Source organism: Mycobacterium pseudokansasii (genome assembly GCF_900566075.1).
Classification (GTDB): domain Bacteria; phylum Actinomycetota; class Actinomycetes; order Mycobacteriales; family Mycobacteriaceae; genus Mycobacterium; species Mycobacterium pseudokansasii.
In genome coordinates this window covers 981,214-1,007,043 of the sequence record NZ_UPHU01000001.1, presented here as the reverse complement: position 1 = coordinate 1,007,043, position 25,830 = coordinate 981,214, and the positions used below count along the sequence as shown (strand labels likewise).

Below are 25,830 nucleotides of genomic sequence, written 5' to 3'. Positions count from 1 at the left end.
GGAGCCGGCGGTCACCGGACCTTTCGCCGCAGATAATTGTGTCGGTTAGGCCGGCGAACGAACTGTCCGGATCTCACGCACGCAACCGAACAACTGAGCCGGAAACTGGGCTCAGGCTTAGACCACAATGTCAAGTGGCGGGTGAGGTGGGCAGGAGGTAGCCAGCGCAACGTCCTACACTAGCGCAGGACAGCGCATTCCTCAAATAGCTACCGATATGTGTCCCCGGGAAGCGGCGCTGGCTGGCATTTCGACTTGCCCTGGTACAGGTACAACACATGCTGCCCAACAGATTGACCCGTTTACGCCCCGTCGTCAAGGGGACGGGCGGCAAGTTACCGCAAGTTAGCGTGAATTCTTGCTCACCGACCGCCCGCGGACACGGCCACTGTTAGTTGCGTCACCGCGCGCATGAGATTGACTGAAACAGCCGCCGTCACCGCCGCCGCGGGTTGCGGCGCTTCACCGCCGGCGTCGCCGGGGTTAGCCGCCGAACTCGCTCGCGTGATACTTGTGTGTGCCCTCGAGATCGTCGAGGATCGCTTCCTGGGCCTTCTTCGGCAAGGTGTGCAGCATGGCGCGCACCCGGGCCTGGCGGCGCGCCACCGCTTTGCGCTCCGGCATGCCCGGCGTCGCGGTGATCTGCGGCGGCACGCCCTCGATCTCCTCGACGCCGCCCGCCTGGTGACCGGCGTCTAGCAGCGCCTGCTCTTCGGCCATGGTGGCCTCGTCCTTTTCCTCGGACATGCCGATCGGCCCGATGCGCCGGCCGTTGAGGAACTGTCGCACCACCGGCTCGTCGCTGGTCAGCAGCACTTCGCGGGGTCCGAACATGACCAGGTGCTTGCGGAACAACATGCCCATGTTGTCGGGCACCGTACGGGCGATGTTGATGTTGTGGGTAACGATGAGGATGGTCGCGTCGATCTGGGCGTTGATGTCCATGATCAGCTGGCTCAGGTAGGCGGTACGGACGGGGTCTAGACCTGAGTCGGGCTCGTCGCAAAGAATGATCTGCGGATCGAGAACCAGCGCCCGGGCCAGGCCGGCACGCTTGCGCATACCGCCGGAGATCTCGCCGGGGAACTTCTTCTCGTCACCGCCCAAGCCGACCAGCGCCAGCTTCTCCATGACGATGTCACGGATCTCTTTTTCTTTTTTCTTGGTGTGCTCGCGCAGCGGGAAAGCGGTGTTGTCAAACAGGTTCATCGACCCGAACAGCGCACCGTCCTGGAAAAGCACACCGAACAACGTCCGGATCTCGTAGAGCTCCTTGGCCGAGCATTCGATGATGTCGGTGCCGTCGATGACGATCGAGCCGCGTTCGGGCCGAAGCAGGCCGATGAGGGACTTCAGGAACACCGACTTGCCGGTACCCGACGGTCCCAGCAACACGCTGACCTCGCCGGCGGGGATCGTGAGCGTGACGTCCTCCCAGATCCTCGAGGAACCGAAGGACTTCGTGAGTCCGTTGACCTCGATAGCGACGCCCATGGGAAATCCTTCCGACGCTCAACATTTGCAAGATGCCCGCCACCTGCCACTTTATGTGGCTTGAGTCACTGTAGCGCACCGCTGGGGCGCGACATCAGGGTTGGATACATAACAATCCTCGCCGAGGCCGGCGCGTGGTGTCGGGGCGCCTCAAGCAGCCGCCGGTGCCCAGTTGCCGTGGAAGCCCATCGGGACCCGCTGCGGCAGGTGCACGGTGGCGATCAATTCGCACGTCTGGGCGTCCAGCAACAACAGCTGGCCCTCGTCGCGGTCGCGGTGGTAGCCGTACCCCATCAGGATGCCGTCGTCTTCCGCCCTTTCCCCGGAAGCACCCGGTGGGTTCGGGACGAAGCACATCTCGCCGATCAGCAGGGCAGCATCCAGCGGGGCGAGTTGGCAGGATCCGGTCTTGTAGTCGTGCTTGTACAGCGAGGTGGACATTTCCGTCGTTCCGCCGGTCAGGTAGCCGCCGTCCACGCCGAGGGTGTAGCCGAAGCGATGCCGAGCGCCCAGCAAGGTCTCGTTGATCCGGGGAAACTCCTGCGGCCGGTCGTCGCGGCATTCGGTGGTGACGGCGCCGGTGGCCAGGTTGAGGGTCCAGCGGTCCAGCGATGGACGCGTGTCGCCGGGGCCGTGCCGATCGCGGTCGAACATCCGTGAGTACCGCACCACGTCGAGCACCAGCAGCTCGGACCCGTCTCGGGCTTCGGCGTAGGCGTTGAGGGGGTGGTAGACATAGCAGGGCTCAATGTCGAACCACCGCACGTCCCGATTGGTTCCGTTCCGCGGCATGACACCGATACGGGCCGGATAGTCCCGATTCCAGGCGTACGGCATGCGATCCGACGGCTTGGGGTTGCGGTTCATCATCGCGGCGATCGGTCCGGGGACCCGAACGTGACCGATCAGGGCCTGCATCACCAGCTGGGCCGGCAAACTCAGCCAGCGCGGCATTTTCGCGGGCAGCACCTGCGATGAGTCGAAGGTCACCGGCAGGTCGTAGACCACCACGTAGTTGTCGGTCAATGAAAAATCGTGCATCATCGGCGATCCGGTCACCTCGATGTCAACGGTGCGGCGCGCCCGCCCTCGGGTATCGATTACCGAATACTGCACCGTCCCTCCGCGGGCGAAGGAATAGGAAACGGCGTGCAGTTCGCCGGTCCGGGGGTCGCGGTGCGGATGGGCCGTGTAGCCGCCGCGCAGGGTGCCGCCGAAGTCGCATGTCCCGACGGTGTCGAGGTCCTCGGTGAGTTCGTAGTTGGCGACACCGCCCTCGACCAGCGCCAGGGTGCGTCCGGCGTGGGTCAGCACGCTGGTGTTGGCGCCCAGGGACAACATCCCCGCCCGGGGATCGAGCCTGCTCGGAGCCGGCTCTCCGAGGGCCGCACAGACCGGCAGGCTGCGCACCCAGCGGTTGCGATACCAGCTGGCCCGCCCTTGACGAAGGGCGACCCCGTGCACCATCCCGTCACCGCTGAACCAGTGATAGACGGCGGGATCGACCTCGGCGACCGGGTTGGGCCCATTGCGCAGATACCGTCCGTCGAGATGCTCCGGGATCTGCCCGGTGACCTTCAGGTCGGTCGCGGTCACCTCGTTGCGCACCGGCGCCATGAAGCCCTCGAGATACGGGTTCCCGGATTGGGCAGTTCGCATTGTCGTCACCGCTGAACTCCTATAACGTCGTTATTTCAGTGTTATTCGGACCGTACGCCTGCGATGAGACGATGGCAAGGGATGACGAGAAATGGCTGAACAAGCCCAACACGGCATTCGCGGTGTTCGCGAGGAGATGGTGCACGCCGCCGTCGCCCTGCTCGACGAGCACGGACCCGACGCCCTGCAAACCCGCAAGGTGTCCGGAGCCGCCGGGACGTCGACGATGTCCGTCTACACCCATTTCGGCGGCATGCGGGAACTCATTGCGGCGGTGGCCGAGGAGGGATTGCGGCAGTTCGACGCCGCGCTCGCTGTGGTGGTGCCGACGGCCGATCCCGTTGCCGATCTATTGGTTGTCGGGGCAGCGTATCGACACTATGCCATCGAACGACCGCACATGTATCGGCTGATGTTCGGCAGTACCAGCGCCCACGGCATCAAGGCGCCGGCCCGCGATGTCCTGACGCTGACGGTCGTAGAGATCGAGCAGCACCACCCCAGCTTCGGGCACGTGGTGCGCGCGGTGCACCGCTCGATACTGGCGGGACGAATCACCGTGGGTTCGACGGGCGACGGGGACATCCCGGACCAGGTGGTCGTTTCCGTTGCCGCCCAGTTCTGGGCGTTGATCCACGGCTTCGTGATGCTCGAACTGGCCGGTTTCTTCGGCGAGGAGGGCGCGGCGGTCCCACCGGTGCTGGCCGCGATGACCACGAACCTGCTTGTGGCGCTGGGCGATTCACCCGAGCGGGTGCGGCTGTCGCAGCGCTCCGCGTTCGGCTGAGCGCACCATGCCCCCGGTTCCGATACCGGGGGCTTGGGCGTGCGGACTTACTTGACGGTGACGGTGGCGCCGGCAGCCTCGAGCTTGGCCTTGGCCTCGTCGGCGGCCTCCTTGGCAACCTTTTCGAGCAGCGGCTTGGGCGCGCTGTCGACCAGGTCCTTGGCCTCCTTGAGGCCCAGGCCGGACACGATCTCGCGGACAACCTTGATGACGCCGATCTTCTTCTCTCCGGCGGCCTCGAGGATCACGTCGAACTCGGACTGCTCTTCGGCGGCCTCAGCCGGCGCGCCACCGGCGGCAGGACCGGCCGCGGCGACGGCGACCGGTGCGGCCGCGGTGACCTCGAAGGTCTCCTCGAACTTCTTGACGAAGTCGGAGAGCTCCAACAGGGTCATTTCCTTGAACGCGTCAAGCAGTTCGTCTGTCGAGAGCTTGGCCATGGTGTGGGTCCTTCCTGGTTTCGGGTAGTGGGGTTATTCGGCTGATGCCGGTTCTGGAGCCGGGGTTTCAGGGGTGGCAGCCGGCGCGTCTGCGGCAGGTTCTGCCGCGGCCCGCTTCTCCTGCAGCGCGGCCGCCAACCGGGCAACCTGCGAGGCGGGCGCGTTGAACAGCCCGGCGGCCTTGGCGAGGTTGCCCTTCATCGCGCCGGCCAGCTTGGCCAGCAGCACCTCGCGCGACTCCAGGTCGGCGATCCGCTCCACCTCGGCGACGGTCAACGGGTGGCCGTCCATGTAGCCGCCCTTGATGACCAGCGCCTTGTGTTCCCTGGCGAAGGTCTTGAGGGCCTTGGCCGCGTCGACCGGCTCACCGGTGACGAACGCGATCGCCGTGGGGCCCGCGAACAGCTCATCGAGGCCGTCGATACCGGCCTCGGATGCCGCTCGCTTGATGAGGGTGTTCTTGGCCACGGCGTAGGTGGCCGACTCGCCCAGCGATCGGCGCAGCTGAGCCAGGTGGGCCACCGTCAAGCCGCGGTATTCGGTGATGACGGTCGCGGTCGAGGCCTTGAAGCGCTCTGCGATGTCTGCAACGGCGGTGGCCTTGTCAGCCCTGGCCATGCATACCTCCTGAAGTGTGCGACGTGGCGTCTGCGGCCACCTCGGAACGTCGAAGAACGTCGAAGAACGTCGAAAGAACGTCTGAGAACGACGAACGCCCCGGCGCAGGGAACGGCACGGGGCGTAACTGATGCACCGACGCTCGCGCCGGCGCTGATGCCTCGTCCTCCTGCGTGGGCCGCCGGGTTGTTCCCGGACCTTCAACCGATTGCTCGGTGACCGACGGTCTTCGGTGGATCGGCAACCACAATAGCGTTACCGGTTCGATCAGCCAAAACCGGGTGGACCCGGCGCACCGGGGCGTCAAGTGTGCTCCCACGGCTCCGGACGAGCATGCCGGGCGGCTACACGCCGACGTCTCCGACCAGGTTGCACAGTCGAAGCCAACGACTCGCGCTCGACGGACACTGGGCGCGCAATGGCCGAACCTGCTCCGTCACGGCGCGCGGGCTAGCCGGGCCCCACCAGCCGGGCCGCGCCGACCAGCCCGGCCGCACCACCGAGCTGGGCCGGCACCAGCCGCAGCCCGGCCAGGAAATCCAGCCGCGCATGATCGGCCAGCGCCGCCCGCAGCGGGTCGAACAGCAGGTGCCCCGACTTGGCCACTCCCCCGCCGATGACCACGAGGTCCAGATCGCACACCGCCCCGACGGACGCGATCATCGCCGCCAGCGCTGTGGCACTCCGGCGGAAAGCGGCCAGCGCCAATGCATTTCCGGCGACCGCTGCCTCGGCAAGCTCCTTGGCGCCGGCGCCGCGGGGCGCGGACCAGCCGTTGTTGCGGGCCCAACGCACCATCGACGGGCCGGACGCGATGGTCTCCACGCAACCGCGGCCACCGCACGCACACCGCGCACCATCCTGGTCGACCACGACGTGACCGACGTGACCGGCGTTACCGGTGCGGCCGGGATAGGGAGCACCGTTGAGCACCAACCCGCCGCCGACACCGGTGGACACCACCATCCCCAGCAGGAATCGGGCGCCCCGTCCCGCGCCGAGCCAGTGCTCGCCCAACGCCATACACACGCCGTCGCCGCCGAGCTCCACCGGCGCGCCGGGCACCACCGCCGAAACCCGGTCGCGCACCGGAAACCCCCGCCACGACGGAATGTTGATCGGGCTGACGGTTCCGCTGAGCCGGTCGATCGGACCGGCCGACGCGATGCCGACGCCACGAACGGCGCCACCGGCGACGAGTAATGCATCGGCGATCATCGCGGCGACCACGTCCCAAATCCGTTCGGCTCCTTCGGCAGCCGGGGTCGGACGTTCGGCGGTGTGCACCAGGGAGCCGCCCGGGTCAGCCAGGCCGGCAGCGATCTTGGTGCCGCCGATGTCAAGGCAGAGGGTATGCATCAGTGGCGGTGGGTGTTGTCGGGCTGTCGGGGGTCACCGGGATGCTCATAGCCGGGAGCCAGCCGCACCGCCTCGGCCCGGCGGGCATCCAGCCAGATTCGAAAGGCGCGCCGCCGCGCGGCGGCCAGCAGATGACCGGCGATCGCCGGCCGCACCTGCTCCAGTGGCGGACCGGCCACGGCGGGAGCGCGCCAGCCGTGAACTTCGGGGCGCGGCGGGGCGAACCGCAGCGGGTTGCGCGCATGGTAGTCGGCCACCTCGTCGTCGGTGATGACGACCTCGGCGGTGACGTCGGCGAACAAGGCCCGCGCGCGCGAGTCGGCCAACACCGCCGCGGCGACGCTACCGATCTCCAGCCGCGCCGCCACATCCGGCAGCAGCTCGGCCTCGGTCGGAGCGGCTGCCGCCGTCAGTCCGCGCGCCGCCGCCTCGGCGGCAATCAGGCGCTCGGTGACGATCAGTTGGGTCAGCCAGCGCCGCAGCTGGCGTCCCTCGCTGGTGCCGCTTGGCGGCAGGGCGGCCGCACGCGGACTGTTGCGCAACCCTGCTTCCCGCGCGTCGACGTCGCCGACGTGGACGGGAACTCCGGTGACGGTAGCAACCGGGTCGGCGCTCATGTCACCGTCACCTTCACCGCCGGCGAGTAGACCAGCCCACCGGCGCAGCCGACCCGCACCAGCGCCCACCACTGGCCGGGTTCCCGCCACGGCGGCGGGGTTACGTCGAATGCAAGCTCGACCGTGCCGCCCGCGGGCAAGACAGCAGCTCGTACCGCCGGACCGAGCCACTCCCAGGTGCCCCACGGGCTGATCAGGTGCGCCTCGACTGCCACGTCGGCTCCGGCACGGCTCCCGAGGGTGACGATGATGCGAGCCGAGTCGCCGGCGACCACGTCGATGTCTGTCGGCCCATCGACGAGGTAGGCCAGCTCCTGCTGAGGTGTACCGACCGCCAGCACGCACACGTCCTCCACCACCTGCCGCCACGCGGCCGGCGCCTCCCGGTCGGTGACGGCCAGCCGGGCCCGGACCGGATACAGCCCCGGCGGCGTGTCGGCCGGGATCATCACGACGACATCGGCTTCCAGGTATTCGCCGGCAGCCAAGGTGAACGGCAGCCGGGCCGGCGCCACCGACCAGCCGCCGGGACACACCACATCCACCGTGCCGCCCAACGCGGAATCGCTGCAGTCGCTGGCGGCGGTGAGACGCAACACCACCTGGTTTCCCGCCTCGGCGCTGACCAGCCGGGGATGAAGGTAGGCGACGGCCGGCAGTCCGCCCAGCGGAGCCGGGCCGCGGTTGTGTAGCCAGTAACGGGCATACAGCGGCTGCGCCGTTTCGGCTTGCGGCCCGAGTTCGGCGTCGCCGGGGGTCTCGCTGATGTCGAGCCGCGCCACCACGGTCGCGACCTGGTAGCCGTGCAGGTCGATTGATCGCTTCCGCTGCTGCGGGGATTCCAGCAGGTCGGCCATCCGGAATCCGGCTACCTTGCCGACGCCGGAGCCGATCCGGACGCGGGCGGCGGCCCCGGTGGTCTCCACCAGCCGCAGCGCGACCACCGCGGGATCGACGGGCTGGGCGCTGCCGGCCGTCAACGGGTTGCCCGCCGCTTTGAGCGCGCTCAGGTGGACCGCATCGGCGGGATCGACTTGCAGCAACGAGCCGGCCGACGGCAGCCTTGCCGCCGATTTTCGCGGGATCACCGCGATGAGCGGATGCGCGAACTGCGCGCTGCTCGTGGGCAGGCCGGCCCTTCGCCAGTCGCCGTCAGCGCAGACCAGGGCGTAGTCGAAATCGTGTGTCCAGTGCTGGAGCTGGAAGTTGGAGCCGTCGGGCGCGGTGCGGCGCGGTTCGTCGATCCAGACACCGGACGGCCAGCCGGTGCAGGAGCGCATCAGCGCGGTATGCAAGGTGCCCTCGGTGTCGACGGCGAAGCTGGGCACCCCGCGGTTGAGCAGTGCCACGGTGCGGGCCTCGAAGGGTTGCATCGCAGGCGGTGCCTGTTGACGGACCTCGATCTCGGCGTCGCCTAGGTCGGCGATCAACGAGGTGATCGCCGCGGCGAGGCTGGCGTCATCGCGGCCGTCAATCACCAGCACCGGCAGCGCGCCCGGCGCGCGCAGGTCCGCCCCGGGCACCCAGACCGCCGGCAACGGCGCCGCAGCCGGCACCCACATCCTGGCCCGGCCGGTCTCGGCCAGCTGCCGCTGGAGTTCGGCGGTGTATGCCGGGTCGGCCTCGGCCAACACCGCCTTGGTGAACACGTTGCGGTCGGGCCCGCCCAGCGCGATCCGGGTGTCCGGCAGGTTGGAGTCCACGTCGAGGTTGCCGTAACGCGGTTTATCGGCGCCGCTGCAGGTGGCCGTGACGCCGGCGCGAACCAGCGCGACCATCAGCTCGCGAGCCATCGGGCCCGACATCGTCTCGCCGGGCGAAACCACCTCGGCGACCGATACCGCCCGGACGGCGTCACCGCCGGCGCGGACCCGCACCGCCGACGACAAGCCGAACCAGCCGTGGGCCGGGTTGTCCAGCGTCCACGGGTGGTCTGCTGTGTCGACCGAGCGGTGCCCCGATTCACCCGCGCTGTGCAGCAGCGCGAAACCGCGCCCGACGACGGCATCGCCCACCTCGCTGACCGGCATGGCGCCCGGGACCGGACACGGCCAGCGCAGGCGCAGCAAGCGGTCCTCGCCGGTGAACCCGTCAACCGTGGTGCGGCAGTCCACACGGGCCACGCCGTTCCATAGGGTCAGGGTTTGGGTGTAGCGCAAGACCGTGCCGATCCGGCCGCGCACCACCAGCTGCTGGCCCAGCGGGCACCGGTAGGCCCGCACCTGCGCCGGCGATTCCGACGAGCAGACCACCGGCCCCTTGGGCAGCAGGTGCCAGGGACCCTCACCCTGCGTCGGGTGCGCGGGGTATTCCTCGTAGACGGCAAGCTCGTTGCCCACCCCGCCGTCGGCGATGAGCTGACGACCGTCCTGCACCAGCGAGGCCACCGCTCCGCCGCGCGCGGGATCGACGCTCAAGCGGTAGTGCTCGTTGGCAATCGCTTCACCGGACGCCGGTTGCCAGCCGACCGGGCCGTGGGCCGTTTCCAGTCGGTAGCACCGCCAGCCCAGTGACGGCACGTCCCGCGCCAGCCAGGTGACCGTGCGCCCGTCGTGCTCGACGAGTGCGGGAACCTCGGCGCCCTCGGAGTCACGGACCCGCACCCCGGCGACCTGCGGCGCTTCGAGCCGCACCGTGACGATGTCGGTGCGCCGGTGGGTCAGCGGGTTCCACACGACGACAGCGCCCTCGGGAGCATCGACCAGGCCGGAAATCGATGCCAGCGCGTTGTCGCGGGCGGTGCGGCCCAGTTCCCACGCGTCACGCCAGCCGGTCAGCAGATCGAGGTAAACCTGGTCGGATTCCGACCCGGTGATCGCGTCGTGGTGAGCGCCGTAGGCCAACTGCACCCAGGCTTTGGCCAACCCTGCCTGCGGATACCGGGCGCCGGTCAACACCGCGGCGAACACGGCGAATCGTTCGGCGTCCAACAACGCGTTCTCGGCGCCCCGATTCGCTTGCTTGGTGTCGATGTACGAGACGTCCTTGCCGGTGTAGATCGGGTTCATGTCGCGAGTCTGCGGCGACGGCACGGCACCGCGCTCGGCGAGTTCGGCGCGTACCGCCGCGAAGAACTCCCGCGGCAGCCCGCACACGAACCGCGGCCAGGTGTAGCGCGCCGCCCAGTGGCGGTGGATCTCGGTCACCCACTTGTTCGGCGGGGTGTAATCGGTCCCGACTGGCAGCAACACATTGCGGGTCAGCGCAACCTTCTTGAGCTGGTCGAAAAGCGCATACGCGGCCTCCTCCGCCTCGGCCAGCGAGCTCGACGAGTCCATCCACCAGCCCGCCGAATAATGTGCCGGCATGTAGTGGGTGAGCAATCCGCGGCCCGACGGCGAAATCCACTCGAACTCGCTGGAAAATTGCATCCGGTCGACACCGCCGCCGTCAGAGCCCCCCTGGGCCGGGCCCCATTGATGGTGTGGCCCACGAGCCCACGAACTGGACGTCAGCCCCGCGTCGGCGGCCATCCCGGGAAATTGCGGGTCGTGGCCGAACACGTCGAGCTGCCACGCGGTGGCCGGATCGGCACCCAGCACGTGACGTTGAAACCCGCTGCCGTGAACCAGGTTTCGAATCGTCGTCTCGGGACCGGTGAGATTGGTGTTGGGCTCGTTATAGGTGCCGCCCATCACCTCGACACGGGCCTCGGCGAGGAACCGGCGCAAGTCGGCACGGTCCTCGGGGTGGGTGTCCCAGTATGGCTTGAGGTAGTCGACTTCGGCGAGCACGAACTTGTAGTCGGGATCGCGGCGCGCCAGCTCGAGATGGGCGCGCACGAGCTCGAAGCCATTGGCCTGTCGGGCTCGCCCCGGCGGGTCTTCACGCCACTGGCTGGTGTAGCCGGCCTGGGTGTTCCACCACACCGGGTCGTAGTGGAAGTGGCTGACCATGTACATGGTCCAGCCCGGCTCGGCCACAACGAAATCGAAAGCCAGGCCGGCCCCAGCGGCGCGCACCCGCGCGGGCAGCCGCGCCCCCACCACCGGCCGGTCCACCGAGACCGCGATCTCGACCACCTCTTCGCCGGAAGCCACGACCGTCTCCCCGCTCAGGCCGTCACCGTCGATGCGCAGCGGTGTCGACTCGGCGCATCCGGCGACGGCGACGCGTACCAGTTGCAGCGGCTGATCGGGCGGGCCTACGAACAGCTCGGTCGATGCCGCCGAAACCAGTTGCATGACCGCACCCTACGGTGCCGTACCCGCACGATGAAGACGTTTGCCCATCGCACCCGCCGCCGCCTGCACCAGCACCTCGAACTCGGCACCCACCTTCGCGAAGTACAACACCATCCGCTGTCCACACCCGACGCGACTGCAGCAACCCCAGCAGCTGCAGCACCCGACTCGTGGTCGCCGACGTGCGAGCAAGTCTGGCACTGGCCCACCCAGCTGCGCCCGCGCCCGGACGGCCTGACCGACGACGGATACTTCTGGTAGCCGGTGCCGGACTGCTGGACCATGCATCCGGACGGCTCGGTGGATTTCGTGTATGCGACTCCCAGCCCGACGCCGTTCACCACCATCGCCTGGCGGCTGGCTCACGTCATCGTCGGAGCGTTCGCTGTTGCGCAACCACCACCACTCCGGGGGTCCGCCGGCGGACTACCGGAAGTGGCGGTACGCCACCCACGCCGCGACCGCCCTGCGGCAACTAGACGAGGCTTACGCGAACTGGATGTGCGTGCGCTGTCCGCCACCGACCTGAACCGGCCATGCGGTCCGGCGGCAGGACCCTACGCCCAGTACGCATTGAGTGAATTTATCCTGCACATCAACCGTGAGGCGATCCATCACGGCGCTGAGATCGCATGTCTGCGAGACCTTTGCCTGCACAACCAACTGCACACAACTCCACAACCACCCGCACAACCAGTTGCACGACCGAAAGGATTGACAATGCCGGCCCTTGCCGCTCCAGTCACCGATGAGCGCAGCGCGCTGCGCGAGTTCCTGGCCTATCACCAGAGCGCCTATTTCGCGGTGTCTTACGGCCTGACCGACGACCAGGCGCGATCGGCGCCGTCGGCCAGCGCGCTGTCCATCGGCGGTCTGATCAAGCACGTCACCGGTATGCAAAGGGTATGGATGGCACGGGTGGCCGCCGCGCCGAACCCCCCGCAGGAGGATCCGCGGCCGTTAGCTCAACGCACCGCCGAACACGCCGGCGAATTTGTGATGCGGCCCGAGGAAACCCTTGCGGATTTACTCGAGACATTTGCCGCGCAGAACGCGGAATCGCTGCGGCTCGTCGACACCACTGACCTCGACGCCGCGGTGCCGGTCCCGCGGGACGCCCCCTGGTTTCCCAAGGACGTCGAAGCCTGGTCGGTGCGCTGGGTCATCTTGCACGTGGTCAACGAACTGGCGCGCCACGCCGGGCACGCCGACATCGTCCGGGAAAGCATCGACGGGGCCACCATGTACGAATTGATCGCCGGCCTGGAGAAGTGGCGGCCGCAGCCGTGGCTGACACCCTGGCAACCCAAATAGACCGCCGAACGTGTACTCAGTGCGAAAATCCGCGCCGATTTTCGCAGTACATACACGTTCAGCGAAGGCATAGCCCATCCGTCGGCCGCGCTTTTGCCGCGAGTGAGGGCAGCGCACGCAAATTGTGAGTCGTCTCCACCAATTTGGCACACTGCACAGATGAGTTCCACCAAACACCGCGACGTGGCCAAGCTCGACCGGGTGCCGTTGCCGGTCGAAGCGGCCCGGGTCGCCACTACTGGTTGGCAGGTCACCCGCACCGCCGCTCGGGTGCTCACAAGGCTGCCGGCTAAGGGTCCGTGGCACCAGAAGATCATCAAGGAAATCCCGCAGACCTTCGCCGATCTGGGGCCCACGTATGTGAAATTCGGGCAAATCATCGCCTCCAGCCCGGGGGCGTTCGGCGAGTCGTTGTCGCGGGAATTCCGCAGCCTGCTGGACCAGGTGCCGCCCGCCGACACCGACGAGGTACACCGGCTTTTCATCGAGGAGCTCGGCGACGAGCCGGCCAAGCTGTTCGCCACCTTCGAAGAAGAGCCGTTCGCCTCAGCATCGATCGCCCAGGTGCACTACGCGACCCTGAAGACCGGCGAGGACGTCGTGGTCAAGATCCAGCGTCCGGGCATCCGCCGGCGGGTCGCCGCCGACCTGCAGATCCTGAAGCGCTTCGCGCAGGCGGTGGAGTTGGCCAAGCTGGGCCGGCGGCTCTCGGCACAAGACGTGGTTGCCGACTTCTCCGACAACCTGGCCGAAGAGCTGGACTTCCGGCTCGAGGCACAGTCGATGGAGGCGTGGGTGTCGCACCTGCACGCCTCCCCGCTGGGCAAGAACATCCGGGTTCCGCACGTGCACTGGGACTTCACCAGCGAGCGGGTGCTGACGATGGAGAAGGTGCAGGGTATCCGCATCGACAACGTCGCCGCCATCCGCAAGGCCGGGTTCGACGGCACCGAACTCGTCAAGGCGCTGCTGTTCAGCGTGTTCGAGGGCGGGCTGCGCCACGGGCTGTTCCACGGCGACCTGCACGCGGGCAACCTGTACGTCGACGACCAGGGCCGCATCGTGTTCTTCGACTTCGGGATCATGGGCCGCATCGATCCGCGTACCCGCTGGCTGCTGCGCGAGCTGGTCTATGCCCTGCTGGTCAAGAAGGACCATGCCGCCGCCGGCAAGATCGTCGTGTTGATGGGCGCCGTCGGGACCGTGAAACCCGAGGCCCAGGCCGCCGAAGACCTGGAGAAGTTCGCCACCCCGCTTACCATGCAATCGCTGGGCGAGATGTCATATGCCGACATCGGCCGGCAGCTGTCGGCGCTGGCCGACGCCTACGACGTCAAGCTGCCCCGAGAGCTGGTGCTGATCGGCAAGCAGTTCTTATACGTCGAGCGGTACATGAAGCTGCTGGCGCCCAAGTGGCAGATGATGTCGGACCCGCAGCTCACCGGGTACTTCGCCAACTTTATGGTCGAGGTCAGCCGCGAGCATCAGTCGGACTTAGAGATCCAGTGAGGTCCAGTGAGGTCCAGCGAAGTCCAGTGAGGTCCAGCGGAGGTCTGGTGGAAGTTCGCAGCGGCACCGCGGTCGCGGGGCAGGTGAAGTTGTACTACGAGGACATGGGTGACCCCGACGACCCACCCGTGCTGCTGATCATGGGTCTTGGTGCCCAACTGCTCCTGTGGCGGACCGCCTTCTGCGAGAAGCTCGTCGCCCAAGGTCTGCGAGTCATCCGTTACGACAACCGCGACGTCGGCCTGTCCAGCAGGACCGAGCACGTCGACCCCGGCCAGCCGATGCCCTCGCGGCTGCTGCGCTTCTGGTTCGGCCTGCGCAGCCAGGCCGCATACACGCTGGAGGACATGACCGACGACGCGGCCGCGCTGCTGGACCACCTGGACATCGAGCACGCCCACATCGTTGGCGCGTCGATGGGCGGCATGATCGCCCAGGTCTTCGCGGCACGCTTCCCGGAGCGGACAAAGGCCTTGGCGATCATTTTCTCCAGCAACAACCGAGCGTGCCTGCGGCCGCCGGCACTACGCGCCTTGCGGGCCATGCTCAACGGCCCACCGCCGGGTTCGCCGCGCGAGGTAGTGGTCGACAACGTCGTGCGGGTCACCAGGATCACGGGCAGTCCCGGCTATCGCCTGCCCGAGGAACGCGTCCGGGCCGACGCGGCCGAGAACTACGATCGCAGCTTCGACCCGCTGGGGGTGCGCCGACAGTTCAACGCGGTCCTGGGCAGTGGCAGCCTGCTCCACTACAACAGGCGCATCACGGCGCCGACCGTGGTGATCCACGGCCGAAAGGACATAATGGTGCGGCCTTCCAATGGCCGCGCGGTCGCCCGCGCGATCGATGACGCTCGACTGGTGTTGTTCGACAGGATGGGCCACGATCTGCCCGAACCGCTGTGGGACGGGGTGATCAGTGTGCTGATGAGCAACTTTGCCAGGGCCGGCTGAGTCTTGAACGAGGGTTGTAGGGTTGCAAAAGGAGGTTGTCTCACGTGGCCGAGTTGACACCGTATTACGAGGACTCGCAAGCGGCGTACGACATTTCGGACGACTTTTTCGGGCTTTTCCTTGATCCGACGTGGGTCTACACCTGCGCCTACTTCGACCGCGACGACATGAGCCTGCAAGAGGCGCAGCTGGCCAAGCTCGACCTGGCGTTGGACAAGTTGAATCTCGAGCCCGGGATGACGCTGCTGGACGTCGGGTGCGGCTGGGGCGGCGCGCTGGTCCGGGCGGTCGAGAAATACGACGTCAATGTCATCGGCCTGACGCTGAGCAAGAACCACTGTCAACGCAGCCAGGACCGGCTCGCCGCAATTCCCACCCAGCGGCGGGCCGAGGCGCGGTTGCAGGGCTGGGAAGAGTTCGACGAGAAGGTGGACCGGATCGTCTCCTTCGAAGCGTTCGACGCCTTTCACAAAGAGCGCTACGGCGCGTTCTTCGAACGCGCATACGAGATCATGCCCGACGACGGGCGGATGCTGCTGCACAGCCTCTTCACCTATGACCGCAGGTGGCTGCACGAACAGGGCATCGCGCTCACGATGAGCGACATCCGATTCCTGAAGTTCCTGCGCGAATCGATCTTTCCGGGCGGCGAACTGCCTTCCGAACCCGACATCGTCGACAACGCGAAGGCCGCGGGTTTCTCCGTCGAACAGATCCAATTGATGCAACAGCATTACGCCCGGACCCTGGACATGTGGGCCGCCAACTTGGCGAACGCGCGCGAACGTGCCATCGAAATCCAGTCCGAAGCGGTCTACGACAACTTCATGCACTACCTGACCGGATGCGCCGAGCGGTTCCGTCGCCGCCTGATCAACGTCGCCCAGTTCACCCTGGCGAAATAGCCCGGCACCGGCTCTGGCCTGGGCAGACTCGGTCGTGATTTAGTGCTGCGGCGCCAAATCAGATAACATTCCCCGAGCACATGGGGGAGCGTTTTTCGGTGCATCTTATGTGAGCACCGTAGGGCCGGTCCTGGCCCGGAAAGGCATTCATAAGGTCATGGCTGAACAACTGACGCCGCATTTCGACGACGTGCAGGCGCACTACGACTTGTCCGACGAGTTCTTCCGGCTGTTCCTGGACCCGACCCAGACCTACAGCTGCGCCTACTTCGAGCGCGACGACATGACCCTGGAACAGGCCCAGATCGCCAAGATCGACCTGGCGCTGGGCAAACTGGGCCTGCAACCCGGGATGACGCTGCTCGACGTCGGCTGCGGCTGGGGCGCCACCATGCGCCGGGCCATCGAAAAGTACGATGTCAACGTCATCGGCCTGACCCTGTCGAAGAACCAGGCCGCCCACGTCCAGAAGAGCTTCGACGAACTCGACACCCCGCGTACCAGGACGGTGCTACTGAAGGGCTGGGAACAGTTCGACGAGCCCGTCGACCGGATCGTGTCCATCGGCGCCTTCGAGCACTTCGGCCACGACCGCTACGACGACTTCTTCGCCATGGCACACCGGGTTCTGCCCGCCGACGGCGTGATGCTGCTGCACACCATCACCGGGCTGACCGGACCGCAGATCGTAGAGCGCGGCATGCCGATGACCTTCGAGATGGCGCGCTTTATCAAGTTCATCGTGACCGAGATCTTCCCCGGTGGCCGGTTGCCGTCGATCGAGAAAGTCGAGGAGCACGCGGGCAAGGCCGGCTTCACCCTGACTCGGCGGCAGTCGCTGCAGCCCCACTACGCGCGGACCCTGGACCTGTGGGCCGCGGCGCTACAGGCGCACCAGGACGAGGCCATCGCGATCCAGTCCGAAGAGGTCTACGAGCGCTACATGAAGTACCTGACCGGCTGTGCCAATGCGTTCCGCATCGGCTACATCGACGTCAACCAGTTCACCCTGGAAAAGTAGTGACTGCGACCATCGCAGATCCAGTCGGGAAAAACCGGCGTCTCATCGACTTTCAATGCGATGGATGTGCCCTACCCGGTGTAGGGTGCCGTGGATGATCACCGCGTGAGGGTGCTCATCTGTTCTTGGAGGACATATGGCTGGTAAGACCACAAATGCCGTAAGCACCCGGTCTAACTTGGACGACGTCCAGGCTCATTACGACATATCCAACGAGTTTTTCGCCCTTTTCGTCGATCCCACGCGCACCTACAGCTGCGCGTACTTCGAACGCGACGACATGACCCTGCACGAAGCGCAGCTCGCCAAGATCGACCTGACGCTGGACAAGCTGGGACTGCAGCCGGGGATGACGCTGCTCGACATCGGTTGCGGCTGGGGCTCGGTGCTCAAGCGCGCGGTCGAGAAGTACGACGTCAACGTCGTCGGGCTGACCCTTTCCAAGAACCAGCACGCCTACTGCCAGCAGGTGCTCGACGAGGTCGACAGCAGCCGCTCACGTCGAGTGCTGCTGCGCGACTGGGCCGAGTTCACCGAACCGGTGGACCGCATCGTCGTCATCGAAGCGCTGGAGCACTTCGGCTTCCACCGCTATGACGACTTCTTCAAATTCGCCTACAACGCCATGCCCAGTGACGGGGTGATGCTGCTGCATGCGATCACCGGGTTGCATGTTAAGCAGGTCATGGAGCGCGGCATACCGTTGACCATGGAGATGGCCAAGTTCATCAGGTTCATCGTGACCGACATCTTCCCGGGCGGCCGGCTGCCGATGATCGAGAAGGTCGAGGAGCACGCGGACAAGGTCGGTTTCACGGTGGCCCGCCGCCAGTCGCTGCAACTGGACTTCGCCAGGACTCTGGACTTCTGGGCGGAGGCGTTGGAGACACGAAAGGACGAGGCGATCGCGATCCAGTCCGAGGAGGTCTACGACCGGTACATGAAGTACCTGACCGGTTGCGCCAAGGCATTCCGGATGGGCTACATCGACTGCAACCAGTTCACACTCGCCAAGTAGACTCTGGTGCCACAGACGGGCTATGGGTGCACACGCTCGCGTCGATAGGTAATAACGCCTCGAGGGTGCGTCGAGCGGTTGCACAAGTCACACCGAGGCTTCGCGTGCGTTCGGGCAATGAACACTATCCAGGAGAACAGGACGACAATGGCTGAAAAGGCGCCGACACAGACGAAGACCCGGACGCGCTCGGAAGACATCCAAGCGCACTACGACGTCTCCGACGACTTCTTCGCCCTGTTTCAAGACCCGACCCGGACCTATAGCTGCGCTTACTTCGAGCGCGACGACATGACACTCGAAGAAGCTCAGTACGCCAAGATCGACCTCAACCTGGACAAGTTGGACCTCAAGCCGGGTATGACGCTGCTCGACATCGGCTGCGGCTGGGGTATCACGATGAGGCGGGCCGTCGAGCGTTTCGACGTCAACGTCATCGGCCTGACCCTGTCCAAGAACCAGCACGCCCGCTGTGAGCAGGTACTGGCCGCCCTGGACACCAACCGCTCACGTCAGGTGCGGCTACAAGGCTGGGAAGACTTCACCGAGCCCGTCGACCGGATCGTCTCCATCGAGGCCTTCGAGCACTTCGGACACGAGAACTACGACGACTTCTTCAAACGGTGTTTCGACATCATGCCTGACGACGGGCGGATGACGGTGCAAAGCAGCGTCGGCTACCACCCCTTCGACATGGCCGCCCGCGGCAAGAAGCTGAGCTTCGAGACGGCGCGCTTCATCAAGTTCATCATCACCGAGATCTTTCCGGGCGGCCGGCTGCCGTCGACCGAGATGATGGTCGAACACGGCGAAAAGGCGGGTTTCACCGTCCCCGAACCCCTTTCACTGCGACCGCATTACATCAGGACGCTGCGGATCTGGGGTGACACCCTGGAGTCCAACCGGGACAAGGCTATCGAGGTGACCTCCGAAGAGGTGTACAACCGCTACATGAAGTATCTGCGCGGTTGCGAGCACTACTTCACCGACGAGATGCTGGACTGCAGCCTGGTGACCTACCTCAAGCCGGGCGCCGTCGCCGCCTAGTTGGTGTCGGATTAGGGCTGCGCGGTCGTCTAACCGGTAGAGAGTGGAGCACAGGGCTTCGCTCACTGCCGGAGGTGACCACGATGCAGTACTTCGCCCTATTGATCAGCCAGGAGCGCGACCGCACGCCCGACGAGCGGGCCAGCGAGATGGCGGCCTACGAGGCCTTTCACACCAGGGTGGCTTCGGCGATCCGCGGGGGTGACGCGCTGCTGCCGGCGGCGACCGCCGTGCGCATCACCGGCGGGCCCGACGCACCGATCGTCACCGACGGCCCATTCGCCGAGACCGCGGAGGTGGCCGGCGGCTACTACGTGTTCGAAGCCGACAACCTGGATGAGGCATTGGCTTTGGCGCGCGACATCCCCGCGGCCAAACACGGCGCAGTGGAGGTCTGGCCGATGTTCGGCAGCTTCGAACCGACCCGGCGGGAAGGCAGCCAGTGGCTGGCGCTGCTGCTGGAACCGCCATCGAACGCGGTCGCGCCGGGCAGCCCCGAATGGCAGGCGTTGGCCGCACCGCACCAGGAATTCATGGCCGCAGCCGGTGATCACATCACCGGCGGAGCCGCCCTGCACGAACCGTCCACGGCGACCACCGTGCGGGTGCGTGGCGTCGAGGCCCTCATCACCGACGGACCCTACGCCGAGGCTAGCGAAGTGGCCAACGGCTTCTATGTGCTCAGCGCAGCCGACCGCGACGAGGCCGTCAAGCTCGCATCGATGATCCCTGCCTCCGCCGTGCACCTACGTCAGCAGGCCGGCGTATCCGGACTGTAGCTGTCGATGGTCAATCTGGACGGCGTCTTGCGTCGCGAATGGGGTCCGGGCCGTCGCCGCGATCGCCCGGTGGTCCGGCGACCTCACCGTTGCCGAAGACGCCGTCCAGGAGGCCTGCGCGGAAGCGCTTCGCGCCTGGCCGCGTGACGGACTGCCGGATCGCCCCGGGGGTGGCTGGTAACGGTCGCCCGCAACCGCGTCCGGGACCGCCGGACCGCCTTCGCCGCGAATCTGCGCGTCCTGGAAAGGAAATGGCGGCCGTGATCGACGAGATTCGGGCGCGTACCGATGGCACCGACCCACATCCGGTTCGCGACGACGAGCTACGGATGATGTTCACCTGCGCCCACCCGGCATTGGACCGGCAGTCGCAGCTGGCGCTCACACTACGGCTGGTGTAGGGGCTGACCGTCGCGGAGATCGCCCGCGCGCTGCTGCAGACCGAGACGGCGGTCGGTCAGCGAATCACCCGTGCGAAGAACAAGATTCGCCGTGCCAATATCCCGCTGCGGGTGCCGCCCGCCGAGCTGCTGGCCGAGCGGACTCCGCATGTGCTCGGCTGCATCTACTCGGTGTTCACCGAAGGATATTGGTCCACGGCAGCTCCGTCGGCGATTCGTGACGAACTGTGCGACGAGGGAATCCGGCTGGCAGAAGAGCTGTGTGCGCTGATGCCGAATGAACTGAACACACATGCGCTGGCCGCCCTTGTGCTGCTGCATGATTCGCGGCGAGTCACTCGGGTGGACGCCTCCGGGGTGCTGGTGCCGCTGGAGGAACAGGACCGTCACCACTGGGACCGCGGCCGCATCGCCCGCGGCCTGGACCGGCTCCGGCAGGCCCGCGGATCGACCGGACCGCGATCTGCGCGGCCTACGACCGGCTACTGCAGCTGACCGACTCTCCGGTGGTGCAGGCCAACCGAGCGCTGGCGCTTGGTTTCCGCGACGGCCCCGGTGCCGGTTTGGCGGCACTGGAATGGGTGGCTCACGACCCCCGACTGGCCCGTGCGAACCTGGTCGCCGGGTACGTGCCGATCTGCTGCGCCGCGCCGGACGCCGATCCGAAGCCCTGGTCTGGTACCGAAAGGCGTTGGACGCCAACGGCTCCGATCCGGGCCGGGCATTCCTGCGGCGCCGCATCGCCGAGTGCGGCCGGTAATCCGCCAGCGGTGTTCGCCGGGCCCGGCCCGGCCACCAGACACAAAAGCGCCGGACACGCCGGGGAAATAGGAGCTTTTGCGACTGCTCGCCGGGGCGGACTAGGCCTCGGCGAAGTTGCGGGTGATGGACGGGTCGACCGGAATGCCGGGGCCGGTCGTCGTCGACACGGTGATCTTCTTCAGATAGCGCCCCTTCGATGCCGACGGCTTGAGCCGCAGCACCTCGTCGAGAGCGGCGCCGTAGTTCTCGGCCAGCCGCTTCTCGTCGAACGACGCCTTGCCGATGACGAAGTGCAAGTTGGCCTGCTTGTCCACCCGGAAATTGATCTTGCCGCCCTTGATGTCGGCGACGGCCTTGGCGACATCGGGGGTGACGGTGCCGGTCTTGGGGTTGGGCATCAGGCCCCGCGGGCCCAGCACCCGCGCGATGCGGCCGACCTTGGCCATCTGGTCGGGTGTCGCGATCGCGGCGTCGAAGTCCAAGAACCCGCCCTGAATCTTCTCGATCAGGTCGTCACTGCCGACAATATCGGCTCCCGCGGCGACGGCAGCATCGGCCTTTTCCCCTACCGCGAACACCGCGACCCGGGCGGTCTTACCGGTGCCGTGGGGCAGGTTGACGGTGCCGCGGACCATCTGATCAGCCTTGCGCGGGTCAACCCCGAGCCGAATCGCCACCTCGACGGTCGCGTCCTGCTTGGTCGACGACGTCTCCTTGGCGAGCTTGGCCGCTTCCAGCGGCGTATAGAGCTTGCTGCGATCCACCTTCTCGGCGGCGGCGCGGTAAGCCTTGCTGGTCTTGCTCATATTCGATATCCAATCTGGTGTTGGGTCGTGGTTTCCAAACGGGCCGAAGCGAGCCCTCCCACGCGGGTTTGATCCCGGCTTATGCCGACCTATGCCGACCTATTCAACAGTGATGCCCATCGACCGGGCGGTGCCGGCGATGATCTTGGCCGCAGCGTCGATGTCGTTGGCGTTGAGGTCGGTCTTCTTGGTCTCGGCGATCTCGCGAACCTGATCCCAGGTGACCTTGGCGACCTTGTTCTTGTGTGGCTCCGCCGAACCCTTGGCCACACCTGCGGCCTTGAGCAGCAGCTTGGCCGCGGGCGGCGTCTTCAGCGCGAAAGTGAAGCTGCGGTCCTCGTAGACCGTGATCTCCACCGGGATGACCTGGCCGCGCTGGTTCTCCGTTGCGGCGTTGTACGCCTTGCAGAACTCCATGATGTTGACGCCGTGCTGACCGAGCGCAGGGCCAACCGGCGGTGCCGGGTTGGCCTGACCTGCCACGATCTGCAGCTTGATCAGCCCGGCGACCTTCTTCTTCTTCGGGGGCATGGCGACTCGATTGTTCCTTCCTGGTTAAACCTGGTTAATGCGCTGTGCTTGATTGTCCGGCCCGCTCCGGCCGGCGGGGGCGGGCCCCCCTGCGGCGGGCCGGCTAGATCTTGGAGACCTGGCTGAAGGTCAACTCCACCGGTGTCTCGCGGCCGAAGATCGAGACCAGCACCTTGAGCTTCTGCTGTTCGGCATTGACCTCGCTGATGGTCGCGGGCAATGTGGCGAACGGCCCGTCCATGACGGTGACCGATTCGCCCACCTCGTAGTCGACCTCGACAACCGGACGTTCCAGCCCGCCGGCTTCGGTGACGGCGGCGGTGCTGGCCGCACCCTTCGCCGCCTTCTTCGCCGCTCCCCGGGGCAGTAGGAACTTCACCACGTCGTCGAGGGAGAGCGCCGATGGGCGCGAGGTTGCCCCGACGAACCCGGTGACCCCGGGCGTGTTGCGCACCGCCGCCCAGGAGTCGTCGGTCAAGTCCATCCGCACCAGGATGTAGCCGGGCAGCACCTTGCGGTTGACCTGCTTGCGTTGGCCGTTCTTGATCTCGGTGACCTCTTCGGTGGGCACCTCCACCTGGAAGATGTAGTCACCGACGTCAAGGTTCTGCACCCGGGTTTCCAGGTTGGCTTTGACCTTGTTCTCATAACCCGCGTAGGAATGGATGACGTACCAGTCGCCGGGCTTGCTGCGCAGTTCCGCCTTGAGCGCAGCTGCCGGGTCGACCTCTTCAGCGGGGGCGTCTACTTCCTGGGCGGTAGTGGCCTCTTGCAGGTCCACCGCCTCACCCGCGGACGTGTCACCGTCGAAGGTAGTCACGGTTTTCAGTCCTCTCTGTCACTGCCAAGTCTCAGCCGAACACCAGCATCACGAGCCTGCCCAGGCCGAGATCGGCGCCGCCCACCAGCGCCACCATGAAGGCAAGAAATACCAGCACCACAGACGTGTAGGTGATCATCTGCCTGCGGTTAGGCCAGATCACCTTCCGCATCTCGGCCACAACCTGCTTCATGTAGTTGTAGACGAAGATGAACGGGTTGGCCGAGCGTGCGGCAGGTCTGCCGGCCTTCGTGGCTTTCTTGGCCTTCACCGACTTCTTAGCCTTAGCCGACGTCTTAGCCGACTTCGTGTCTTTCTTGGCGGAGCCCTTCTTCGAGACCTCGGTCGCGGTCGACGACTCCGTGTCCTCGGCGTCCTCGTCGGTCTCTACCGCGCGCTGCCGAGACCGCTTGCCGGTCGGTCGTTGCGGCCGCACCACGGACTTCGTCACCACGGCCGTGCGACCACCGCCGTCGCTGCCGTCCTCGGTTGCGCCGCCGTCGTTTGCGGCGCCATCGGCGGCGTCGCGCTCGTCGCTCACCGCGTGCTCCTTTGTTCGCTAACTATCCCGCCAGCCGTCTCGCTAAGACTGGGTATCCTCCCAGTGTCCAGCATGGCATGTCTTTGCCTTCAGCAGGGGCGACAGGACTTGAACCTGCAACCTGCGGTTTTGGAGACCGCTGCTCTGCCAGTTGAGCTACGCCCCTTCGCGGTTGGCAGGCCAACCTACTCGTGTCGGGGCTTACATGACACGCGCGCACCCGGTCGGTGGTCACGAACCGAAGTGAGACAATTCGTTCGTCTCGCTCCCGTCGCCGGCTTCGCTCGACCGACTCACGGAAAAGTGCGCTGATGTTGGGAAACCCCGGGGTCCGAGTGTACTAGAGTCTACCCAGGCGCCGGTGCCAGATACTAATTACGCAGTCCTGATGACCTGCCCGGATTCCTTGTCCCATTTGAGTTTGGCGGAGCCGTCGCCCTGCTGACCCATCAGGGTGGTGTAGGCCTCCAGCACCAGCTCGCCGTCGTCGTTGTGGCAGGTGTTCTTTGTGACGACGATGTCGGCGCCGAAACGCTCGTCCACGGAGTGGATGTCCATCCGGGCCCATAGCTTGTCCCCGGCAAGCACGGGTTTGTAGAACACGAACCGCTGGTCGACCTGGACGATCTGCATGGTCTCCATGCCGATGTCGACGCTTCGGAAGAAGTCGAGCTGGACCAGCTTGGCGAGGATTGTCACGAAGGTCATGGGCGCGACGATCGCGCCGTAGCCCAGTTCGGCGGCCGCGTCCTCTTCGAAGTAGGCCGGATGGTCGCACTTGATGGCTTGGGCAAACTGGCGGAGTTGCTCGCGGCCGACGATGAAGTAGTCGGGGTAACGCCAGATCATCCCGCGGATATCGGTTTTCAAGGCCATGGCTATGCGAATTCCTAAGCCAATTTCGCCGACGCGATCGCCCGCCCGAAGATTTTCTTGCCGCCGGTGGTGGCAGTGAGCGCGATGGTGACCGACTTGCTGTCCGGATCCACCGACTTCACCCGGCCGCTGAACACGAGCTCGGCGCCCTTGCCGTCGTTGGGCACCGGTACCACCGCGGTGAACCGCACGTTGTACTCGGTGATCGCGCCCGGATCCCCGACCCACGACGTGACGTAACCACCGCCGATACCCATCGTCAGCATGCCGTGGGCGATCGCGGTGTCCAGCCCGACGACCTTGGCGAGCTCGTCGTCCCAGTGAATCGGGTTCAAGTCACCCGACACGCCGGCGTAGTTCACCAGATCCTGGCGAGTCAGCGGATAGGTCCGCTCCGGAAGCTGGTCTCCGACCTTGACCGAACTGAACTCACGCAGCGCCATCTGAAAATCCCACTTCCCCGTCCTCGCCGGCACGACCCGCCAGGGTCGTGTAGGTCTCCTGCACAATGTCACCGTCTTCGTTGGTGATGATGTTCTTGGTCACGATGATCTGGGTGCCATGCGCCTCACGCATCGAATCCACGTAGACGTCGCAGTAGAGCTTGTCACCGGCAACGATCGGCTTGGCGAACTTCAGCACCTGGTCGACCTGGACAACCTGCGCGTCCTGGACGGCGATGTTCGCGTGTTTGAAAAACGCCGACTGCGCCTTGTAGCCGAACACACAGATGAACGTCAACGGGGCCAACAGCCCGTCGTAGCCGAGCTCCGCGGAGGCCTTCTCGTCGAAAAAGAAGGCGTCGTCGTTTTGCACGGCCTGCGCATGTTCGCGGATTTTCTCGCGTTCTACCTCGTAATGGTCGGGGTAGCGGTAATGCATCCCGACAATGTTGGTTGTCAGTGGCACGGCTATCGAATCTACCGAATCAGTTTGCGTCCCGTATGTGGTCACCGCGTCTCGCGGTGCGCTTGGTGCTTGCCGCAGTTCGGGCAGAACTTCTTGAGCTCCAGGCGGTCGGGGTCGTTGCGGCGATTCTTTTTGGTGATGTAGTTGCGGTGCTTGCACACCTCGCATGCCAAAGTGATCTTCGGCCGCACGTCGGTACTGGAAGCCATGACGGTTCTCTCTCGAATCTGATGTCAAACGTCTCGATGTTGTGTTGTAGCGATGGCCGGACTCGAACCGGCGACCTAACGATTATGAGTCGTTCGCTCTAACCGACTGAGCTACATCGCCTCTGGGCGGCCCTTGGTTCGGGGCTGCCCGCCTGCTCGGCGTCCGCCGAGCCCCCTAACGGAATCGAACCGTTGACCTTTTCCTTACCATGGAAACGCTCTACCGACTGAGCTAAGGGGGCCGCTCACCCGTAACGGCCAGTCGTGCCCC

Annotated in this window: 24 protein-coding genes, 3 tRNA genes and 2 pseudogenes; 11 read left to right on the top strand and 18 right to left on the bottom strand. The window is 66.0% G+C overall.

Annotation, left to right across the window (positions count from 1 at the left end; translation table 11 throughout):
- Positions 1-483: 483 nt before the first annotated feature.
- Positions 484-1,494: an ABC transporter ATP-binding protein gene (locus EET10_RS04670; protein WP_023370852.1), complete on the bottom strand. Its 1,011-nt coding sequence runs from the start codon at positions 1,492-1,494 to the stop codon at positions 484-486.
- Positions 1,495-1,644: 150 nt separating this feature from the next.
- Positions 1,645-3,162 (bottom strand): carotenoid oxygenase family protein, encoded by a 1,518-nt coding sequence (locus EET10_RS04665; protein WP_122501933.1) that lies wholly within the window; start codon positions 3,160-3,162, stop codon positions 1,645-1,647.
- 82 nt (positions 3,163-3,244) lie between these two features.
- Between EET10_RS04665 and EET10_RS04660 the strand changes: the two genes are divergently transcribed.
- Positions 3,245-3,940 carry a TetR/AcrR family transcriptional regulator gene (locus tag EET10_RS04660; RefSeq protein ID WP_036398430.1) on the top strand — a complete coding sequence of 232 codons (696 nt, stop codon included), beginning with the start codon at positions 3,245-3,247 and terminating at the stop codon, positions 3,938-3,940.
- 47 nt (positions 3,941-3,987) lie between these two features.
- Here the strand turns inward: EET10_RS04660 and rplL are convergent, their stop codons facing one another.
- From rplL to EET10_RS04635, 5 genes are all read right to left on the bottom strand, one after another.
- Positions 3,988-4,380: a 50S ribosomal protein L7/L12 gene (gene rplL / locus EET10_RS04655; RefSeq protein ID WP_036398434.1), complete on the bottom strand. Its 393-nt coding sequence runs from the start codon at positions 4,378-4,380 to the stop codon at positions 3,988-3,990.
- A gap of 33 nt (positions 4,381-4,413) precedes the next feature.
- A complete protein-coding gene (rplJ, locus tag EET10_RS04650) occupies positions 4,414-4,998 on the bottom strand; it encodes a 50S ribosomal protein L10 (RefSeq protein WP_036398436.1) in 585 nt (194 codons plus the stop codon).
- A gap of 450 nt (positions 4,999-5,448) precedes the next feature.
- The gene (locus EET10_RS04645; protein ID WP_036398437.1) at positions 5,449-6,357 is read right to left on the bottom strand and encodes an ROK family protein; all 909 of its coding nucleotides are present in this window, start codon (positions 6,355-6,357) and stop codon (positions 5,449-5,451) included.
- A complete protein-coding gene (locus EET10_RS04640; RefSeq protein WP_122502742.1) occupies positions 6,357-6,974 on the bottom strand; it encodes a DUF7158 domain-containing protein in 618 nt (205 codons plus the stop codon). Before EET10_RS04640 ends, EET10_RS04645 begins: the two co-directional genes overlap by 1 nt.
- On the bottom strand, positions 6,971-11,158 hold the full coding sequence (locus EET10_RS04635; protein WP_122501932.1) for a glycoside hydrolase family 38 N-terminal domain-containing protein: 4,188 nt from the start codon (positions 11,156-11,158) through the stop codon (positions 6,971-6,973). The genes EET10_RS04640 and EET10_RS04635 overlap by 4 nt, the downstream gene beginning before the upstream one ends.
- Before the next feature lie 213 nt (positions 11,159-11,371).
- Here EET10_RS04635 and EET10_RS04630 point away from each other — a divergent pair.
- The 10 genes and pseudogenes from EET10_RS04630 to EET10_RS04585 form a co-directional block, all read left to right on the top strand.
- Positions 11,372-11,815: pseudogene (locus tag EET10_RS04630) on the top strand (DinB family protein); the annotation flags it as partial.
- Positions 11,816-11,878: 63 nt separating this feature from the next.
- Positions 11,879-12,472, top strand: coding sequence for a DinB family protein (locus tag EET10_RS04625; protein ID WP_036399471.1), 594 nt, complete (start codon positions 11,879-11,881; stop codon positions 12,470-12,472).
- A gap of 159 nt (positions 12,473-12,631) precedes the next feature.
- The gene (locus EET10_RS04620; protein WP_036398438.1) at positions 12,632-13,981 is read left to right on the top strand and encodes an ABC1 kinase family protein; all 1,350 of its coding nucleotides are present in this window, start codon (positions 12,632-12,634) and stop codon (positions 13,979-13,981) included.
- Positions 13,982-14,025: 44 nt separating this feature from the next.
- Complete coding sequence (locus EET10_RS04615; protein WP_276862797.1) at positions 14,026-14,934, top strand: alpha/beta fold hydrolase; 909 nt, start codon at positions 14,026-14,028, stop codon at positions 14,932-14,934.
- Positions 14,935-14,978: 44 nt separating this feature from the next.
- The gene (mmaA1, locus tag EET10_RS04610) at positions 14,979-15,839 is read left to right on the top strand and encodes a mycolic acid methyltransferase MmaA1 (protein WP_036398440.1); all 861 of its coding nucleotides are present in this window, start codon (positions 14,979-14,981) and stop codon (positions 15,837-15,839) included.
- A 157-nt stretch (positions 15,840-15,996) separates the two neighbouring features.
- Complete coding sequence (mmaA2, locus tag EET10_RS04605; protein ID WP_036398441.1) at positions 15,997-16,860, top strand: cyclopropane mycolic acid synthase MmaA2; 864 nt, start codon at positions 15,997-15,999, stop codon at positions 16,858-16,860.
- A 136-nt stretch (positions 16,861-16,996) separates the two neighbouring features.
- The gene (gene mmaA3 / locus EET10_RS04600; RefSeq protein ID WP_036398442.1) at positions 16,997-17,878 is read left to right on the top strand and encodes a methoxy mycolic acid synthase MmaA3; all 882 of its coding nucleotides are present in this window, start codon (positions 16,997-16,999) and stop codon (positions 17,876-17,878) included.
- A 117-nt stretch (positions 17,879-17,995) separates the two neighbouring features.
- Positions 17,996-18,925: a hydroxymycolate synthase MmaA4 gene (gene mmaA4, locus EET10_RS04595; RefSeq protein ID WP_281279996.1), complete on the top strand. Its 930-nt coding sequence runs from the start codon at positions 17,996-17,998 to the stop codon at positions 18,923-18,925.
- 83 nt (positions 18,926-19,008) lie between these two features.
- Complete coding sequence (locus EET10_RS04590; protein WP_036399474.1) at positions 19,009-19,704, top strand: YciI family protein; 696 nt, start codon at positions 19,009-19,011, stop codon at positions 19,702-19,704.
- A 6-nt stretch (positions 19,705-19,710) separates the two neighbouring features.
- Positions 19,711-20,865, top strand: a pseudogene (locus EET10_RS04585) (RNA polymerase sigma factor).
- 100 nt (positions 20,866-20,965) lie between these two features.
- Here EET10_RS04585 and rplA read toward each other — a convergent pair.
- The 11 genes from rplA to EET10_RS04530 form a co-directional block, all read right to left on the bottom strand.
- On the bottom strand, positions 20,966-21,673 hold the full coding sequence (rplA, locus tag EET10_RS04580) for a 50S ribosomal protein L1 (RefSeq protein WP_036398445.1): 708 nt from the start codon (positions 21,671-21,673) through the stop codon (positions 20,966-20,968).
- A gap of 99 nt (positions 21,674-21,772) precedes the next feature.
- Complete coding sequence (gene rplK / locus EET10_RS04575; protein ID WP_036398447.1) at positions 21,773-22,204, bottom strand: 50S ribosomal protein L11; 432 nt, start codon at positions 22,202-22,204, stop codon at positions 21,773-21,775.
- Between the two features lie 103 nt (positions 22,205-22,307).
- Positions 22,308-23,024, bottom strand: a complete 717-nt coding sequence (nusG, locus tag EET10_RS04570) for a transcription termination/antitermination protein NusG (protein ID WP_036398449.1) — start codon at positions 23,022-23,024, stop codon at positions 22,308-22,310.
- 31 nt (positions 23,025-23,055) lie between these two features.
- Positions 23,056-23,565, bottom strand: a complete 510-nt coding sequence (gene secE, locus EET10_RS04565) for a preprotein translocase subunit SecE (protein ID WP_036398451.1) — start codon at positions 23,563-23,565, stop codon at positions 23,056-23,058.
- A 93-nt stretch (positions 23,566-23,658) separates the two neighbouring features.
- A tRNA-Trp gene (locus tag EET10_RS04560) sits at positions 23,659-23,731 on the bottom strand.
- A 209-nt stretch (positions 23,732-23,940) separates the two neighbouring features.
- A complete protein-coding gene (gene hadC / locus EET10_RS04555; RefSeq protein WP_036398454.1) occupies positions 23,941-24,441 on the bottom strand; it encodes a (3R)-hydroxyacyl-ACP dehydratase subunit HadC in 501 nt (166 codons plus the stop codon).
- A 14-nt stretch (positions 24,442-24,455) separates the two neighbouring features.
- The gene (hadB, locus tag EET10_RS04550; RefSeq protein ID WP_036398456.1) at positions 24,456-24,884 is read right to left on the bottom strand and encodes a (3R)-hydroxyacyl-ACP dehydratase subunit HadB; all 429 of its coding nucleotides are present in this window, start codon (positions 24,882-24,884) and stop codon (positions 24,456-24,458) included.
- Positions 24,871-25,323 carry a (3R)-hydroxyacyl-ACP dehydratase subunit HadA gene (gene hadA / locus EET10_RS04545; protein WP_423793600.1) on the bottom strand — a complete coding sequence of 151 codons (453 nt, stop codon included), beginning with the start codon at positions 25,321-25,323 and terminating at the stop codon, positions 24,871-24,873. Before hadA ends, hadB begins: the two co-directional genes overlap by 14 nt.
- A 68-nt stretch (positions 25,324-25,391) precedes the next feature.
- On the bottom strand, positions 25,392-25,559 hold the full coding sequence (gene rpmG / locus EET10_RS04540; RefSeq protein ID WP_003898538.1) for a 50S ribosomal protein L33: 168 nt from the start codon (positions 25,557-25,559) through the stop codon (positions 25,392-25,394).
- 47 nt (positions 25,560-25,606) lie between these two features.
- Positions 25,607-25,680 (bottom strand) — tRNA-Met (locus tag EET10_RS04535).
- A gap of 48 nt (positions 25,681-25,728) precedes the next feature.
- Positions 25,729-25,801: transfer RNA gene (locus tag EET10_RS04530), tRNA-Thr, on the bottom strand.
- Positions 25,802-25,830: the final 29 nt, after the last annotated feature.